The organism is Bordetella sp. MIP270_01_BMS, assembly GCF_054958705.1.
This window is the reverse complement of the sequence record NZ_CM143297.1, coordinates 3934090-3949445: the sequence shown is the minus strand read 5'-3', so window position 1 is coordinate 3949445 and position 15356 is coordinate 3934090. Positions and strand designations below refer to the sequence as shown.

At 66.4% G+C, this 15356-nt stretch carries 17 protein-coding genes; 11 read left to right on the top strand and 6 right to left on the bottom strand.

All coding sequences use genetic code 11. From position 1 onward, the window contains the following. Positions 1-55 precede the first annotated feature (55 nt). Genes ACV17W_RS18545 through ACV17W_RS18530 form a run of 4 tightly spaced genes read right to left on the bottom strand, consistent with a single transcriptional unit; the run spans position 56 to position 3370 of the window. Positions 56-1285 carry a pyridoxal phosphate-dependent aminotransferase gene (locus ACV17W_RS18545; protein ID WP_462593829.1) on the bottom strand — a complete coding sequence of 410 codons (1230 nt, stop codon included), beginning with the start codon at positions 1283-1285 and terminating at the stop codon, positions 56-58. 37 nt (positions 1286-1322) lie between these two features. Next, positions 1323-1673 carry a RidA family protein gene (locus ACV17W_RS18540; RefSeq protein WP_462593828.1) on the bottom strand — a complete coding sequence of 117 codons (351 nt, stop codon included), beginning with the start codon at positions 1671-1673 and terminating at the stop codon, positions 1323-1325. After that, on the bottom strand, positions 1670-2593 hold the full coding sequence (locus ACV17W_RS18535; RefSeq protein WP_462593827.1) for an NAD(P)-dependent oxidoreductase: 924 nt from the start codon (positions 2591-2593) through the stop codon (positions 1670-1672). The genes ACV17W_RS18540 and ACV17W_RS18535 overlap by 4 nt, the downstream gene beginning before the upstream one ends. A gap of 39 nt (positions 2594-2632) precedes the next feature. Then, the gene (locus ACV17W_RS18530; RefSeq protein ID WP_462593826.1) at positions 2633-3370 is read right to left on the bottom strand and encodes a GntR family transcriptional regulator; all 738 of its coding nucleotides are present in this window, start codon (positions 3368-3370) and stop codon (positions 2633-2635) included. A gap of 146 nt (positions 3371-3516) precedes the next feature. Between ACV17W_RS18530 and ACV17W_RS18525 the strand changes: the two genes are divergently transcribed. The 3 genes from ACV17W_RS18525 to ACV17W_RS18515 all read left to right on the top strand — a co-directional run bounded on the left by ACV17W_RS18525 (position 3517) and on the right by ACV17W_RS18515 (position 7445). Beyond that, entirely contained in the window at positions 3517-5178 is a 1662-nt protein-coding gene (locus ACV17W_RS18525; RefSeq protein ID WP_462593825.1) for a thiamine pyrophosphate-binding protein, read from the top strand. Next, positions 5175-6443 carry an NAD(P)/FAD-dependent oxidoreductase gene (locus ACV17W_RS18520; RefSeq protein ID WP_462593824.1) on the top strand — a complete coding sequence of 423 codons (1269 nt, stop codon included), beginning with the start codon at positions 5175-5177 and terminating at the stop codon, positions 6441-6443. Before ACV17W_RS18525 ends, ACV17W_RS18520 begins: the two co-directional genes overlap by 4 nt. Before the next feature lie 312 nt (positions 6444-6755). Then, a complete protein-coding gene (locus tag ACV17W_RS18515; RefSeq protein WP_462593823.1) occupies positions 6756-7445 on the top strand; it encodes a GntR family transcriptional regulator in 690 nt (229 codons plus the stop codon). A 19-nt stretch (positions 7446-7464) separates the two neighbouring features. On the opposite strand, the gene ACV17W_RS18510 is transcribed toward ACV17W_RS18515, so the two are convergent. After that, positions 7465-8148: a TetR/AcrR family transcriptional regulator gene (locus ACV17W_RS18510; RefSeq protein ID WP_462593821.1), complete on the bottom strand. Its 684-nt coding sequence runs from the start codon at positions 8146-8148 to the stop codon at positions 7465-7467. Between the two features lie 264 nt (positions 8149-8412). Here ACV17W_RS18510 and ACV17W_RS18505 point away from each other — a divergent pair, with 264 nt between their 5' ends. From ACV17W_RS18505 to ACV17W_RS18485, 5 genes are all read left to right on the top strand, one after another. Then, the gene (locus tag ACV17W_RS18505; RefSeq protein WP_462593820.1) at positions 8413-8718 is read left to right on the top strand and encodes a DUF4148 domain-containing protein; all 306 of its coding nucleotides are present in this window, start codon (positions 8413-8415) and stop codon (positions 8716-8718) included. A 97-nt stretch (positions 8719-8815) separates the two neighbouring features. Further along, positions 8816-9130, top strand: a complete 315-nt coding sequence (locus ACV17W_RS18500) for a DUF4148 domain-containing protein (RefSeq protein ID WP_462593819.1) — start codon at positions 8816-8818, stop codon at positions 9128-9130. Between the two features lie 96 nt (positions 9131-9226). Further along, positions 9227-9649, top strand: coding sequence for a DUF4148 domain-containing protein (locus ACV17W_RS18495; RefSeq protein ID WP_462593818.1), 423 nt, complete (start codon positions 9227-9229; stop codon positions 9647-9649). Positions 9650-9731: 82 nt separating this feature from the next. Continuing rightward, positions 9732-10052, top strand: a complete 321-nt coding sequence (locus ACV17W_RS18490; RefSeq protein ID WP_462593816.1) for a DUF4148 domain-containing protein — start codon at positions 9732-9734, stop codon at positions 10050-10052. A gap of 121 nt (positions 10053-10173) precedes the next feature. Continuing rightward, entirely contained in the window at positions 10174-10746 is a 573-nt protein-coding gene (locus tag ACV17W_RS18485; protein ID WP_462593815.1) for a TetR/AcrR family transcriptional regulator, read from the top strand. Positions 10747-10935: 189 nt separating this feature from the next. Here the strand turns inward: ACV17W_RS18485 and ACV17W_RS18480 are convergent, their stop codons facing one another. Beyond that, a complete protein-coding gene (locus tag ACV17W_RS18480) occupies positions 10936-11511 on the bottom strand; it encodes a TetR/AcrR family transcriptional regulator (RefSeq protein WP_462593814.1) in 576 nt (191 codons plus the stop codon). Positions 11512-11647: 136 nt separating this feature from the next. Between ACV17W_RS18480 and ACV17W_RS18475 the strand changes: the two genes are divergently transcribed. The 3 genes from ACV17W_RS18475 to ACV17W_RS18465 all read left to right on the top strand — a co-directional run bounded on the left by ACV17W_RS18475 (position 11648) and on the right by ACV17W_RS18465 (position 14793). After that, positions 11648-12325, top strand: coding sequence for an HD domain-containing protein (locus ACV17W_RS18475; protein WP_462593813.1), 678 nt, complete (start codon positions 11648-11650; stop codon positions 12323-12325). A 2-nt stretch (positions 12326-12327) separates the two neighbouring features. After that, positions 12328-13410: an NADH:flavin oxidoreductase/NADH oxidase gene (locus ACV17W_RS18470; RefSeq protein WP_462593812.1), complete on the top strand. Its 1083-nt coding sequence runs from the start codon at positions 12328-12330 to the stop codon at positions 13408-13410. 270 nt (positions 13411-13680) lie between these two features. Then, positions 13681-14793 carry an NAD(P)H-dependent flavin oxidoreductase gene (locus tag ACV17W_RS18465; RefSeq protein WP_462593811.1) on the top strand — a complete coding sequence of 371 codons (1113 nt, stop codon included), beginning with the start codon at positions 13681-13683 and terminating at the stop codon, positions 14791-14793. Positions 14794-15356 lie beyond the last annotated feature (563 nt).

The window sequence follows — 15356 nt, the reverse complement described above, 5'->3', positions numbered from 1 at the left end:
GTTTCCCCTTGTAAAGTCGTTGCGATGCGCCGCCAAATCAATCCGGCGGCATGAATCAGCTTAGCTGCGTCACGGCGCGTCCGATGCGGTCCAGGGCCGTCTGCAACTGGGCCTGCGAAGTCGCGTAGCTGATACGGAAATATGGCGCCAGTCCGAAAACCGTGCCCGGCACCACCGCCACATCGTGATCCTGCAACAGATATTGGCAGAAATCGATATCGGTTTGCAAAACCTGTCCGCCCGGCGTACGCCGCCCCAGCACGCCGGCGCAACTGGCATAGGTATAAAAGGCGCCTTCCGGCAGCCGGCACGACAGGCCGTCAATGGCGTTCAGGCCATCCACCACCAGGTCGCGGCGTGTCTGGAACGACAGGCGCCGTTCCGGCAGCACATCCTGGGGCCCGTCCAGCGCCTCGATGGCGGCGGCCTGGCTGATGGAGCACGGATTGGACGTGCTCTGGCTCTGTACCACGGCGATCGCGCCTATCAGTTCCCTTGGCCCCCCGGCGTATCCGATGCGCCAGCCCGTCATGGCGTAGGCCTTGGACAGGCCGTTGATCGTGAGGGTGCGAGCCTTCAGGCGAGGCTCGACCTGAGCCATGGTGCTGAAGGCGAAGTCACCGTAGATCAGGTGTTCGTAGATGTCATCGCACATCACCCAGACGTGCGGATGGCGCAGCAGCACGTCGGCCAGCGCCCGCAGGTCGGCTTCCGAATACGCCGCGCCCGTGGGATTCGACGGCGAGTTCAGCATGACCCAGCGTGTGCGCGGCGTAATGGCGCTTTCGAGGTCGGCGGCGGCCATGCGGAAGCCATTGGCTTCGCTGCAGGCCACCTCGACGGTCTTGCCGCCGGCGATGGCGATCATGTCGGCGTAGGAGGTCCAGTATGGGACCCCCACCACGACTTCATCGCCATCGTCCAGCGTGGCCATCAGTGCGTTGTGGATCACCTGCTTGGCGCCCGCGCCCACGGTGATTTCGTCGAGCGCGTACGACAGACCATTGTCGCGCTCGAATTTGCGCGCGATGGCGGCCTTCAAGGCCAGCGTGCCGTCCAGCAAGGTGTACTTGGTATCGCCCGCATGAATGGCGCGGATGGCCGCTTCCTTCACGTTGTCGGGCGTGTCGAAGTCGGGCTCGCCCGCGCCCAGCACGATGACGTCGCGCCCTTCGCGCTTGAGCTGCGCCGCGCGCGCCCCGATGCGAAGGATCTCGGACACCGCGATGCTGGAGATTCGGCTGGCGCGGCGAAATGCCGGCGCCTGTGGATTATCGGTAGACATAGCTGGCCTGGGTTTCCAGATTGACGATAGGTATGGGCTACAAAGCGGCGGTGACCATGATCTCGACCAGGATGTCCGGGGCCGCCAGTTCCACGGCGCCGCAGCAGCGTGCCGGCGCCTGGCCCGGCACGATCCAGGCATCGTAGACTTCGTTCATGGCCTGGAAATCGGACATGTGCTGCAGCCAGATGGTGACGTTCAGCAGTTTCGACTTGTCGGTGCCGGCCGCGGCCAGCATCTCATCGATCTTGGCCAGCACCTGACGGGTCTGGCCACCGGCGTCGGCGCTGCGGTCGTCGGCGGTATGGCCCGCCAAGTACACCGTGCCGTTATGGATCACGGCGCGCGAGCGGCGGGTATTCTGGTCCAGTCGCGTGATGGCGCTCATTGCTGCTCTCCCTTGCCGGAAATGCGGCGGCAGTGGTTCAGCGCGGCCTGCACCAGGTTGTCGCTGGCCTCGGGCGTGCGGAATGCCGAATGCGCCGACAGCGTTACGTTGTCGAGCTTGGTAAGCGGGTGGTCTTGGGGCATGGGCTCGGTCACGAAGACATCCAGGCCGGCATGGCCCAGCTTGCCCGACTTCAGGGCATCGATCATGGCGTCTTCGTCAACCAGCGCGCCGCGCGCGGTGTTGATGAGGATTGCGCCGTCGCGCATGTTCGCAATGCGCTCGCGCGAAATGATATTGCGGGTCTCGTCGGTCAGCAGCAGGTGCAGCGACACCACGTGGCTGGCCGCCAGCAATTCGTCGAGCTCGACGAATCGCACGCCCGGATGCGTTTTGGCGCTGCGGTTCCACGCAATGACTTCCATGCCCGCGCCGTTGGCCAGGCGGGCCACTTCGGCGGCGATGCCGCCGAAGCCCACCAGGCCCAGCGTCTTGCCCGTGAGCTGGACGGCGTCGGTGCGCAGCCAGTTGCCGGCGCGCATGCCGCGGTCCATCAGGCCAAAGCCCTTGGCCGACGCCCACATCAGCGCGAATGCGCATTCGGCCACGGCCGTGTCGCCGTAGCCCTTGATGGTGTGCACTTCGATGCCGGCCTCTGCCAGTTCTTCGGGATTCATGTACGACCGGGCGCCCGTGCCCAGGAAGACCACATGCTTCAGCTTGGCGCATTGGCGCGCGATGTCGGTGGGCAGGTGAGTGTGATCGATGATCGCGATCTCGGCGTCGCCCAGCACCGCCGGCAGCTGGTCGGAGGTGATGTCGGGCTGGCGGTTGATGACCAGGGGCAGGTCATCGCTGCGGTGCAGCCGTTCAGCCACCGCGGACAACGTGGGGTTGGCATCAACGAAGATAGCTTTCATATCACTGGTTCCTGAATGTGAAGGGGTTCGGAAGAAAGGTCAGGCAGGATCGGAATCCTGCGCTGTCATGAAACGCGATTCGGCGTAGTCCGCCAGGGCATTGCCCATGTAGATTTCGGCGAAACCGGCGCGCGCCAGTTCGACGATGTGATCGAGATGTTTGTCGATGTGCTGGCTCATCAGCGCCTGCGCCTGCGCCACATCGCGCGCCTGCAGGGCCCGGACGATGTCCGGATGGTCGTTGCGCGTCTGGCTGCGGCGCGCCTTCAGGTCGATCCAGCGCGGAAAGCGTATGCGCTCGTTCAGCGAACGCACCGACCGAAGGAATTCCGGATTATCGGCCAGGCCCGCCAGATGTTCGTGAAAAGCCTCGTCTCGCGACAGCAGGCGCAATGCCTGCGCGTCATCTTCGACTTCGTCGCGGCTGCCCTCGACATAGCTGGCAAGCTCTGCCAAGGCCTGATCCGACGCGCGGGCGCACACCAGCCGCACCACGCCCAGTTCGACGGTGGCGCGGTACTCGTACAACGCCATCAACTGCCTGGCTTCGAGAGGGCGGACCGTATAACCGCGGTTGGGCGTGGCCACCAGAAAGCCTTCGGCCGCGATGCGATTCAGCGCTTCGCGCACCGGGGTCCGGCTCACACCCAGGCGACGCGCCAATTCCAGCTCGTTGACCCGCTCGCCCGGCCGCAGTCTGAACGTGGTGGCCATGGCCTTGATGCGGTCGTAGACCGGGTTCGCGGAAGCGGAAACAGTGTTCGGCACGGTGTTCATGGAGGAGATAAAACCCGGGGGGCTGCTGTATTTGTACACCAGCCTGTCCACATATGATGAATATTGTTTTGTATACAGTCAAGTGTTATGCTGCGCGAAACCTCCAATCCGCGCCGCCGGCGCACCTAGACACAGAGACCTTGCACATGGCCAATAGTCCTACTGTCCGCACCGGCGGGCAGATTCTGATCGATCAACTGCGTTGCCAAGGCGTAGAGCGCGTCACCTGCGTACCGGGTGAAAGCTATCTTGCCGCGCTGGACGCGCTGTACGACAGCGGCGTGCAGGTCGTCATCTGCCGCAACGAGGGCGGCGCCGCCATGATGGCCGAGGCCTACGGCAAGATGACCGGCCGGCCCGGCGTGTGCTTCGTCACGCGGGGGCCGGGCGCCACGAACGCCTGCCACGGCGTGCACATCGCGATGCAGGATTCCACGCCCATGCTGCTGTTCATAGGCCAGGTGGACCGCTCGATGCGCGAGCGCGAGGCTTTCCAGGAAGTCGATTATCGCGCCATGTTCGGCGGCCTGGCCAAATGGGTCGTGGAAATCGACCGCGCAGACCGCATCCCCGAGCTGATCGCGCGGGCTTACCGCGTAGCCATGCAGGGACGGCCGGGCCCGGTCGTGATCTCGCTGCCCGAAGACATGCTGGTGGAAACCTGCGCGGTGCCTGACGCACCGCGTGTCGAAGCGGCCCAGGCCTGGCCGTCCCCCGCCGACCTGGCGGCGCTCGAACAGATGCTGGCGCAGGCACGCCAGCCCATCGCGATATTGGGCGGCTCGGGCTGGGATGACGCCGCCTGCGCGCAGTTCGCCGACTTTGCACAGCGCGCCGGGCTGCCGGTGGCCACTTCGTTCCGCCGCAGCTCGCTGTTCCCCGCCGACCACCCCTGCTATGCGGGCGACCTGGGCATTGGCCCCGATGCGCGGCTCAAGGCCCGCGTGACCGAGGCGGACCTGGTGCTGCTGGTGGGCGGGCGCCTGTCCGAGATGCCCTCGTCGTCGTACACCGTGCTCGACATTCCGGTGCCGCGGCAGAAGCTGGTCCATGTGCATCCTGGCGCAGAAGAACTGGGCCGGGTCTACCAGCCCGCGCTGGGCATCCAGGCGAGCCCCCGGGCCTTTGCCGCCGCACTGGCCCAGCTGAACGTTCCTGCCCGGCCGGCCTGGCAAGGCAGCGCCGCGCAGGCCCACGCCGATTACCTGGACTGGACCGAAGCGCCGCGTACCCTGCCCGGCGACTTCCAGTATGGCGAGGTATTGGCGTGGCTGCGCGAACGCCTGCCGCGCGATGCGATGATCTGCAACGGCGCCGGCAACTACGCGGGATGGCTGCATCGCCACCACCGATTCCATACCTACGGCACGCAGTTGGCCCCGACGAGCGGTTCCATGGGCTATGGCGTGCCGGCGGCGGTACTGGCCAAGCTGCAGTTTCCCGAGCGCACCGTCCTGGCCTACGCCGGCGATGGGTGTTTCCTGATGAACGGCCAGGAATTCGCCACTGCTGTGCAGTATGGCGCGGCGATCATCGTCATCGTGGTGGACAACAGCCAATACGGCACCATACGCATGCACCAGGAACGCGATTACCCGGGCCGCGTCGTAGGCACGCAATTGCGCAATCCCGACTTCGCGGCCATGGCGGTGGCATTCGGCGGGCATGGCGAACGCGTGGAGCGCACCGAAGAGTTCGCGCCGGCTTTCGAGCGCGCTCTGGCATCGGGCAAGCCCGCGATCCTGCATTGCATGCTGGATCCGCGCGCGCAGTCGCACGCGCGCGACTTCACGCCCGCCTCGGCATGAGTTCGCCCGGGCACGTCGTCATCATAGGAGCCGGCGTCGTCGGCGCGGCCAGCGCCGTGCAGGCTCTGAACGCGGGCTGGCGGGTCACGCTGGTCGAACCGGCGCAGGCCGGTGGACCGCAGGCTGCCAGCTACGGCAACGCCGGCTGGCTGTCGTCGCACTCCATCCTGCCCCCGGCGGCGCCGGGAGCCTGGAGACACGTGCCGCGATGGTTGAAGGATCCACTCGGGCCGCTGGCTATCCGCTGGGGCTACCTGCCGCGCGCCGCGCCCTGGCTGGCCCGCTACCTGAGCGCGGCCTGGACCTGGCCTCGCGTGGAACGCACCGCCGGGGCGCTGCGCACGCTGCTGGCCGGCGCGCCAGCGCTGCACCAGGCGCTGGCGCAACAGGCCGGCGTGCCGCACCTGATCGAGCAGCGCGGCCTGCTGCACGCCTACCTGTCCGAACAGCAATTCAGGGCCGACGGCCGCGCATGGGAAATCCGCCGGAACGAAGGCGTGGCATGGCAGGAGCTCGATGCGCAGGCCTTGCGGGCGCTCGAACCCGATCTGAACCCCCGCTACACGTTCGGCGTCCTGGTGCCTGAAACCGGCCATTGCCGAAACCCCGGCGCCTACATTGCCGCGCTGGTGAACCTGGCCCAGTCGATGGGCGCCGAGATTCAGCACACCCGCGCCGTCGGGTTTGTAGTGCAGGATGCGCGCCTGCGCGCCGTGCGCACGGAGGCGGGAGACATCGCCTGCGACAAGGCCGTGATTGCCGCAGGCGTGCGGTCGCGCGAGCTGGCCCGTCAGGCGGGCGACAGGGTGCCGCTGGCCGCCGAGCGCGGCTACCATGCCGTCATACGCGCTCCCGAGGCCGGCGCGCGTACCTCGACCATGTTTGCCGATTGCAAGATGGTGGTGAATGCCATGGAAGGCGGGCTGCGCGTCGCGGGCCAGGTCGAGATCGCGGCCATCGACGCGACGCCCAACTGGAAGCGCGCGCACATCTTGCGTGACCTGCTGCTGTCCACCTACCCCGGCTTGCCCTCGGACTTGCCCGATGGCCGTGTGGAATACTGGCAAGGCGCACGCCCCAGCATGCCCGACGGGCTGCCATGCATCGGGCCGGCATCGGCCAGCGCCGACATCGTGCACGCATACGGCCATGGTCACGTGGGGCTGGTGGGCGCCCCGCGCACGGCTGAACTCGTGGTGCAGCTGCTCGGCGGCGCCCCTGCCAGCATCGCGCTGGCTCCGTTCGACCCGCGCCGCTTCCGATAATGCGCAGTGATCGCGCTGTTTCCGCCTCGGCACTGCCTGGCGGACGGCGCCGCCGACCCCGGCTTCACCCGGAAAGTGGCCGCCGGCAGGCCCGAATGTACTAATATCCCTGCTTACGCCGCCGCGCCAAGGGCTGCAACGGGGCTGCCCGTGTACAACATGGATTCGATGACCACGCGGCTCCATTCACCCCTGCTGCCACGGGCCTGCCACAGGCGCCGGTAGCCTGCCCCGCGCGTATGCCGCCCCAACCGGGCGGCGCGGCGCAACTGCCCGCCGCCTCATCCAGGCGGCCATCTTTTCGGAGATCCCGTGAGCGCCGTACCGGACAGCACCGTAGACCGCGTCTACAGCCAGCTCAGATCCATGGCCATAGGCTACGAGTTCAAGCCTGGCGAAAAACTCAATGAAGTCGCGTTGGCGAAACGCCTGGAAGTCAGCCGCACGCCATTGCGCGAGGCGCTGAATCGTCTGGGCATTGAAGGCCTGCTGCGTTTCCGGCCCGGCAAGGGCTTTTACTGCCGCGATCTGGACGTGCATGAGATTTTCCACCTGTACGAACTGCGCAAGGTGGTCGAGGTGGCGGGCGCCCGCCTGTCCATGGTGCGCGCGCAGGACGAGTCGATTCACAAACTGCTTCAGTTTCTCGATGCCACCGGACCAGAACCGGGCGACCGCAGCGTTGCCGAACTGGTCGGGCTGGACGAGACCTTCCATGAAGAGCTGCTGGCGATGTCGGGCAACACCGAAATGCTGCGGGTACTGCAGAACATCAACGCCCGCATCCGGTTCGTGCGCTGGATCGACATGCGCCTGGGTGACCGGCGCAATACCCAGTGCGAACACCGGCTGATACTCGAAGCGTTGCTGGCGCGCGACGAAAGCACCTGCGTCGCCCTGCTCGAAAAACACATCGACCGGCGGCTCGACCAGATTACCTCGGCCATACGCGAAGGCTACGCGCAGATTTACATGGGCGGGCGCTCGCAGGCCGCCGCCTGACCGCCAGGCTGAAGCGGCGTCAGGCGCCGTCGGCGCGCTGTGCCGGGTAGCCTGCCCGCGCCGGATGGCGGGCCAGGTCGGTCACGATAGAGGACACCGGCTTTTCGGGCGGATGGGCCCGTATGCCGTTCATCAGCAAGTCGCCCACGAAGGCCGAGAGGTCGCCGAGATCCGCCGCGTCCTGCTCGAGCATCGCCACACGCTCCATGATGCCCACGAAGGCCTGCGAGAGCCAATACGGCGAAACGTCGTGGCGCAGCAGGCCGGCCCGCTGTTCTTCTTTCACCTTCGAAGCAAGGAGGTCGACCAGTTCGCTCTTCAGGGCTTCCGCGTGGGCGGAATGCTGAAAACCGATGGTCGCCAGGCTTGGCTGGTCATGCAGCACCGACAGCAGCCTGTACACACTGACGCGCACCCGGTCGTCGATGCGATGCGGCGGGGTGTCGTCGGGAATCTTGGCCTGCTCCACCGCGCTGCGCAGGCGGGCCGCAAAAAGCTCGATCAGTTCGTCGTAGATCGCCTTCTTGCTGCTGAAGTACTGGTAGAAAACCGGCTGCGTGACGCCCGCCTTGGCCGCCACATCCGACACCCGCATGCGTTCGTACCCGAGCCGCGCGAACTCCTCGGCGGCGACGTCGAGTAGACGTTGGCGCGTGCGTGCGCCTTTAGTGGCTCGAGGCAGGGCAGCGGGAGGGGGCGGCACGATAACGGTCGGCTCGTGATGCGGGTCGTGTTGTAAATGGTACACGGCTGGCGGAGACAGTCGCGGATCAGGGCCGTCCTTTGCAGCGAGATCGTTACAAACCGAAACACATTAGGCTTTGACTCATCTATCTAGTAGTAGGTAAGATTCGTTCCATGGTCAGGAAGCAACAAGCCGGGCCGCCGCACCGAAGGGTGCGTTTTTTAGACTTCAGTTACCTACCTACCCATAGATAGTTCAACCCAAACCGATCAGGAACCCATCATGAAAAACATCGCGACCCTGCTGCTTATCTCCGCTTCCCTGGCTGGCACCGCTGCCTACGCCCAGGAACCCTCGGGCGAACTGGACTACCCGCCCACCGTCGTGCAGACCAGCTCGCTGAGCCGCGCCGACGTCGTGGCCGAACTGCAAGCCGCCCGTGCTGCTGGCCAAGTGACCTTCGGCGAAATCGAGCAACCCGCCGTGCAAGCCGCCTCGAACACGCTGACCCGTGCGCAAGTGCAGGCCGATGCCGCCGCCGCCCGCGCCCTGTCTGTCAATGCCCTGTACGTGAACACCGGCGCGTAATGCGCTGACCCGCACCCCAAGCCGCTTTTTATTTTAGCCCACTACCTACCTACGACTAGATAGCTTTAATCACCTTCTTCTTATTGGAACCTTCATCATGAAAACCCTTGCCTCGCTCCTGCTGATCTCCGCCTCCCTGGCCGGCACCGCCGCCTACGCCCAGGAACCCTCGGGCGAACTGGACTACCCGCCCACCATCGTGCAAACCAGCTCGCTGAGCCGCGCCGAAGTCGTGGCCGAACTGCAGGCCGCCCGTGCCGCCGGCCAGGTCACCTTCGGTGAACTCGAGCAGCCTGCCGCCCCGGTCGCCTCCAGCACGCTGACCCGTGCGCAGGTGCAAGCCGAAGCCGCCACGGCGCGCGTGAGCAGCCCGCTGGCCGGCAACGCCCTGTACGTGAACACCGGCGCGTAATGCGCTGATCCGCACCGAACCCGCTTTTTATTTTCGCGCCTTATCTACCTACGACTAGATAGTTCAACTCACCTTCTTCTTATTGGAACCTACGCCATGAAAACCCTTGCCTCGCTCCTGCTGATCTCCGCTTCCCTGGCTGGCACCGCCGCCTACGCGCAAGCCCCCTCGGGCGAACTGGATTACCCGCCCAACGTCGTGCATACCGGCTCGCTGACCCGCGCCGAAGTCGTGGCCGAACTGCAGGCCGCCCGTGCCGCCGGCCAGATCCCCTTCGGCGAGCTCGACGAACCCGCTCCTCGTGCGCCGTCCAGCTCCCTGACCCGGGCCGAAGTCATCGCTGAACTGCATGCCGCGCGCGCTGCCGGCCAGATACCTTTCGGCGACATCGACGAGCCGGCCACGCAGACCGCCTCCAGCACGCTGACCCGCGCGCAAGTGCAGGCCGAAGCTGCCGCTGCCCGTGCGAACCGTTCGCCCCTGGCTGGCGATTCCCTGTACGTCAACACCGGCGCGTAAGCACCGACCGAAACCCCGACTGGCCCCGCGAGTTCGCCCACCCCGGACTGCGCTGCCGTGGCCTCTTGAAAGGAGCATGACCATGAAGACCCTCGTATCCGCCGTGATGTTGTCCATGACCATGATGGGCGCGGCCTACGCCGGCCAGCCCTCGGGCGAGCTGGACTACCCGCCTGTCAACGACAGCTACGGCGCCGTGACCCGTGCGCAGATCCAGGCCGAACTGCAGGCTGCCCGCGCCGCCGGCCAGGTGACGTTCGGCGAAACCGAACCGGCCGCCGTCGTGGCGTCGGGTTCGTCGGCCAGCCGCGCCGAAGTGCGTGCCCAGGCGCAACAGGCGCAGGCTCGTGGCGAGAACGCATTTGGCGAACTCGACTATCAGGCCAGCGTGCCCCACGCCTGAGGACAGCGCATGAGTCGCTGCGCGGCGCCGCCCCTGCCTACCGGCACGGCGGCCCGCCCCTGAACCCTACGCGCCCCCGTTTTTCTGACTGTTTTCTTGATTACCTGGCAGCGTCCCGACCATGAATACCGAAACCACCCGCACACAGATCATGGAACATGCCCAGCGCCTGATCGAGGAGCGCGGCTATAACGGCTTCAGCTACCGCGACCTGGCCATGCTGATCGGCATCAAGACATCGAGCATCCACTATTATTTTCCGCAGAAAGAAGACCTGCTGTTGGCAGTGGTGCAGCAATACCGCGCGCGCTGGCAGTCAGCCATAGAGGGCATCGACCCGGGGCTGCGCGCTGACGCCAAGCTGCGCGCATACGTCGAGGTCCATCGGCGCACTTTCTGCGGCACTGATCGCATCTGCCTGGGGGCCTCGCTGGCGGCCGACCAGACCACGCTCGCCCCGGCCGTGCGGCAGGCGGTGCAGGACTTTTACTGCGCCAATGAAGACTGGCTGGCCGAGGTGCTGGCCCAGGGCGCACGCGAAGGCAGCCTGCGCGTGCCGGGCGACCTGCAGACGGCCGCGCGCGCCACATATGCCGCCTTGCAAGGCAGCCTGGTAAGTGCGCGTCTGTTCAAGCACAGCAAGCGTGTCGAAGACCTGATCCCCGCCACGCTTGCGCTTCACGCGTCGCAATAAGCGGTTGCCGCCGGCGGACTCTCCGGAAACGGCAGGCCCGCCGCCTCGGGCCTTGGAAAATGCATCAGATGGATTTGGCCCGGTGAGCGCCGGTCGATGATACCGGCGGCTGCAGCCTTGCGCCCGCTTGCGGATGTGGTGTCGGCGGGTGAGATCCGGCAGCCAGCCCGGATGCCCAGAGCCCGAGCGTCAGGCGGGAGCCGCGACGCCGCACTGCCCTTGCACCGAAGCCACCACATCGCGCAGGCGGTCTTGGTCCTGGAACAGGCGCGAACCCATCAGGGCCCCCTGGAAGGCAGCAAACAGGCAGCGCCCCGCGGCTTCGGGGTCGCCGGCCCACTTGATCGTGCCATCGCGTTGGCCATCTGCCACCACGCGGGCCAGCCAGGTTTCGTTGATGCGGAAGAACCGATGCAGTGCGCAGCGGGCACGCTCGGACAGCGAGGCGAAGTCGGCCGCCAGCATGCCGCACAGGCACACCTGATCTGTGGGACCGCCCTCGAACAGCGCCGCATAGCGTTGAAGGCGCTGCTCGGCCGGCAGGCTGGTATCGATACCTTCGATCAGGTTGGAGACGTGTTGCGCGTAGCTGTCTATGGCTTCGATCAGCAAGTCGTCTTTGCAGGGAAAGTAATAGTGGATGCTGGCGGTCTTGACGCCTACCCGGTCCGCCAGATCACGATAGCTGAAGCCGTTGTAACCGCGCTGGCGGATGAGCGCCTGAGCGTGGCATACCAGTTGTTCGCGGGTCGAGGCAGTATTCATGGGGTTATTGTTACCTACTGGTAGAATGGTGGTCAACCCGGAGCGATACCTAGGGCCAGCGACGGCCGCACGGCGTATGCTGCGCCTTGCCCGCGGGTGCGGGCAATGTCCCTATTTTTGTATTCCCGACCCGACGATGTACAACCCTGCTGCCTGGACGCCCCGACTGATCGCCATCGCCACCGGCCCGACCCAGGAAGATGGTGCGCACGACCTGAATCATCTGCACAGAGTCTGGCGAACCGCCCAGGGGCTGCTGGCCAGCTATCCAGAAGCCGACGCCCTGGTGGTGCAGGCCGCCTGCTACCTGCATGACCTGGTGAATCTGCCGAAGAATCATCCGGAACGCGCGCAGGCGTCACGCATGGCGGCCCATCAGGCACGCGGCCTGTTGGCGGAGGCTGGCTTTCCCGCTGACAGGCTCGACGCGGTAGCGCATGCCATCGAGGCACACAGCTATTCGGCCGGCATCACGCCGCGCACGCTCGAGGCCCGGATCGTGCAAGATGCCGATCGTCTGGACGCCCTGGGAGCCGTGGGCCTGGCCCGGCTGTTCTACACCGCCGGCCGCATGGGCTCCGCCATCGCCCATCCGTCAGATCCGCTGGCGACGGCGCGGCCCCTCGACGACCGCGAATATGCGCTGGACCATATCGAAGCCAAACTGGCCACCCTGCCCGCTACCATGCATACCGACGCCGCACGCCATCTTGCCGAAACGCGCCTGGCATGGCTGCGCGAATTCCGCGACACGCTGGTGCAGGAGCTGAGCGCAGGTGCCTTGTCCGACCCTTTCAACCCAACCGTGAACTGATCATGTCCAGTCTTCTGTTTACCCCGCTGCAATTGCGCAACGTGCTGTTCAAGAACCGCATCGGCGTAGCCCCGATGTGCCAGTACTCCTGCAAAGACGGCCTGGCCAGCCATTGGCACCTGGTGCACCTGGGCAGCCGCGCGGTCGGCGGCGCCGGCATGGTGATGGTGGAAGCAACGGCCGTGTCGCCCGAAGGCCGCATCAGCCCGGCCGACCTGGGCATCTGGAGCGATACCCACGCGGCTGCCCTGGCCCCTATCGCCGAATTCATCGCCGAACAGGGCGCCGTGCCGGCGATACAGCTCGCTCATGCGGGGCGCAAAGGATCGACCGAGGTGCCCTGGGTGGGTCGTGCGATGGTGCCACCGGAAAAAGGCGGGTGGCAGGTGGGCGCGCCCTCGGCCCTGCCCTTTAACGACATCTATCCCCTGCCGGCCGAACTGACCGAAGCCGATATCGGCAAGCTGGCCGATGATTTCGCAGCCGCTGCGCAACGCAGCCTGGATATCGGCATGCGGGTGGTCGAACTGCACATGGGCCATGGCTATCTGATGCACCAGTTCCTGTCGCCGCTGAGCAACAAACGCACCGACGCCTACGGCGGCTCGTTCGACGCACGCGTGCGCGCCCCCCTGGAAGTCGTGGCCGCCGTGCGCGAAGTATGGCCGCAAGACCTGCCGCTGTTCGTGCGCATATCGGCCACCGACTGGCTGGAAGGCGGTTGGGACGTGGAGCAATCCGTGGAATTGGCGCGGCGCATGAAAGCGCTGGGCGTGGACCTGGTCGACTGCTCCAGCGGATCCATCGTGCCGGGCGCGCAAGGCAAGGCCGCACCGGGGTTCCAGGTGCCGTTCGCCGAACAGGTACGCCGCGATGCGCAAATCGCGACGGCTGCGGTGGGCCTGATCACCGAGGCGCGCCAGGCCGAAGACATTCTGCAGCGCGGGCAGGCCGACATGGTGCTGCTGGCTCGCCAGCTGCTGCGCGACCCCTACTGGCCCTTGCGCGCCGCAGCCGAACTCGAGCACGACGCGGATTGGCCCATCCAGTATGTCCGGGCGGTATCTGCCACCGCCAAAACCTGACGGACGGCCCCGGGGCGGCGCGAAAGTCCGCCCCCTGTTGATGCCCAGGGTCCGCGAGGCCTTGCCCCGCACCTTTGCCGCTGGGCTTTGGCCGCCAGGAGTTGCGATCCTGGCGACGCACTCCGCACGCAGCTCGGCGCGTAGCGGAACAATTGCAATGGAATCCGGCCATCGCATGCGCGAAGCCACCGGAACGCGGGCGCCATCTTTGCAACCCCCGCGCATTCGAGTACCGTTGCCAGCAGGATCGATCGACACAGGAACACTCGCATGGCTACTCGCGCCGCCGCATCCCCTAATGCATTCATGGCTCGCGTGGGCCTGTCCGTGCCCATCATCCAGGCGCCCATGGCCGGCACCAGCACGCCGGCGCTCGCCGCAGCGGTGTCGAATGCCGGCGGGCTGGGCTCTCTCGGGCTGGGCTCGAGCGATGCCGAAACCGCCCGCCTTGCCCTGGCGCAGACGCGCGCGTTGACGTCGCGTCCCTTCGGCGTGAACGTGTTCTGCCACACGCCGGAAACGTCGTCGGCAGACAGCCAATCGCGTTGGATTCAGTACTTGGCGCCCGCCTTCGCTGAGTTCGGCGCGCCGCCCCCCGCAACGCTGCGTGAAATCTACACGAGCTTTGTCGTCGACGACGCGATGCTCGAACTGCTGGTGTCCGAGCGTCCGGCAGTGGTGAGCTTTCACTTTGGCCTGCCCGACCCGGCACGCATAGACGCATTGCGCCGGGCGGGAATCTTTCTGATGTCCACCGCAACCAGCCTGGATGAAGCCGTGCGCGCGGCCGATGCCGGCATCGACGCCATCGTTGCACAAGGGGTGGAAGCGGGCGGCCATCGCGGCATCTTTCAGCCCGACGCCCCCGACGAGCAATTGGGCACCCTGGCCCTGACCCGCTTGCTCGTGTCGAAGGTCAAGCTGCCCATCGTGGCCGCCGGCGGCATCATGGACGGCGCCGGCGTGGCAGCCGTGCTGGCGCTCGGCGCGCAAGCCGCGCAAATGGGTACGGCGTTCGTTTCCTGCCCTGAGTCCGCCGCCGATTCCGCGTACCGCCAGGCCCTGATGAGCGGCCGGGTGACAACCACGCCAACGCGAGCGATCTCGGGTCGCGTCGCTCGCGGCATCGCCAACCGCCTGACGGCGCTCGGCGCCGCCGCCGATTGTCCGCCCACGCCCGGCTACCCGCACACTTACGACGCGGGCAAGGCCTTGCACGCCGCCGCCAAGGCGCAGGGCAGTGCCGACTACGCGGCGCAGTGGGCCGGCCAGGGGGCTTCATTGTCGCGCGGGCTGCCCGCCGACACCCTGATACGCCATCTGCAGGATGAACTGGCGCAAGCCGTGAGCCGCCTGGCCGTCTACGGGGCGGCGCGGGACTAAGCGCGGCGCGCCATCCCTGGCTCGCCTGCCAGGGCCCGTTTTGCCGTTCGGTCGGTCGCGGCCCAGTCTGTCGGAGTTTGGTCTGTTGCAGTTTGGTCTGTGGCAGTTTGGTCTGTGGCAGTTTGGCCCGTTGCAGTTTGATCTATTGCGGCTCGTCTGTTGCGATTCGATCTGTCGTAGTTCGCCTGGCGCGGTTCGGCTTGCCCGGATCGCCTTGCCCGGATCGGCTTGCCTTGCCGCTTGCGCTGCTTCGGCTTGATGATGCTTGACGTGAGGATGCTGGCCGTGGTTCAGTGTGCTGCAGGCAGCCTGCCCTGCCTTGGTCGGTCTTGCTTTGGTTCGGCTGGCCCCGGTTTGATTTGCCCGACTCGGCAGGCGGGGGCTTGAGCAGCCGTGGTGGGCTGACCGGAGCGCCGGACTGCTGGCTGCGGTGACCTTCCCGCCCTGATTCGGCCTGATATTCCTGGGTTGCCGGGGAGGTCGGGGCACCCGGGCCTGGGCCTGACGGCCCTTGGCGGAGCCGTCAGGCGCCCTGCGGGGCCTGCTTGCCGACCGGCGCGCCG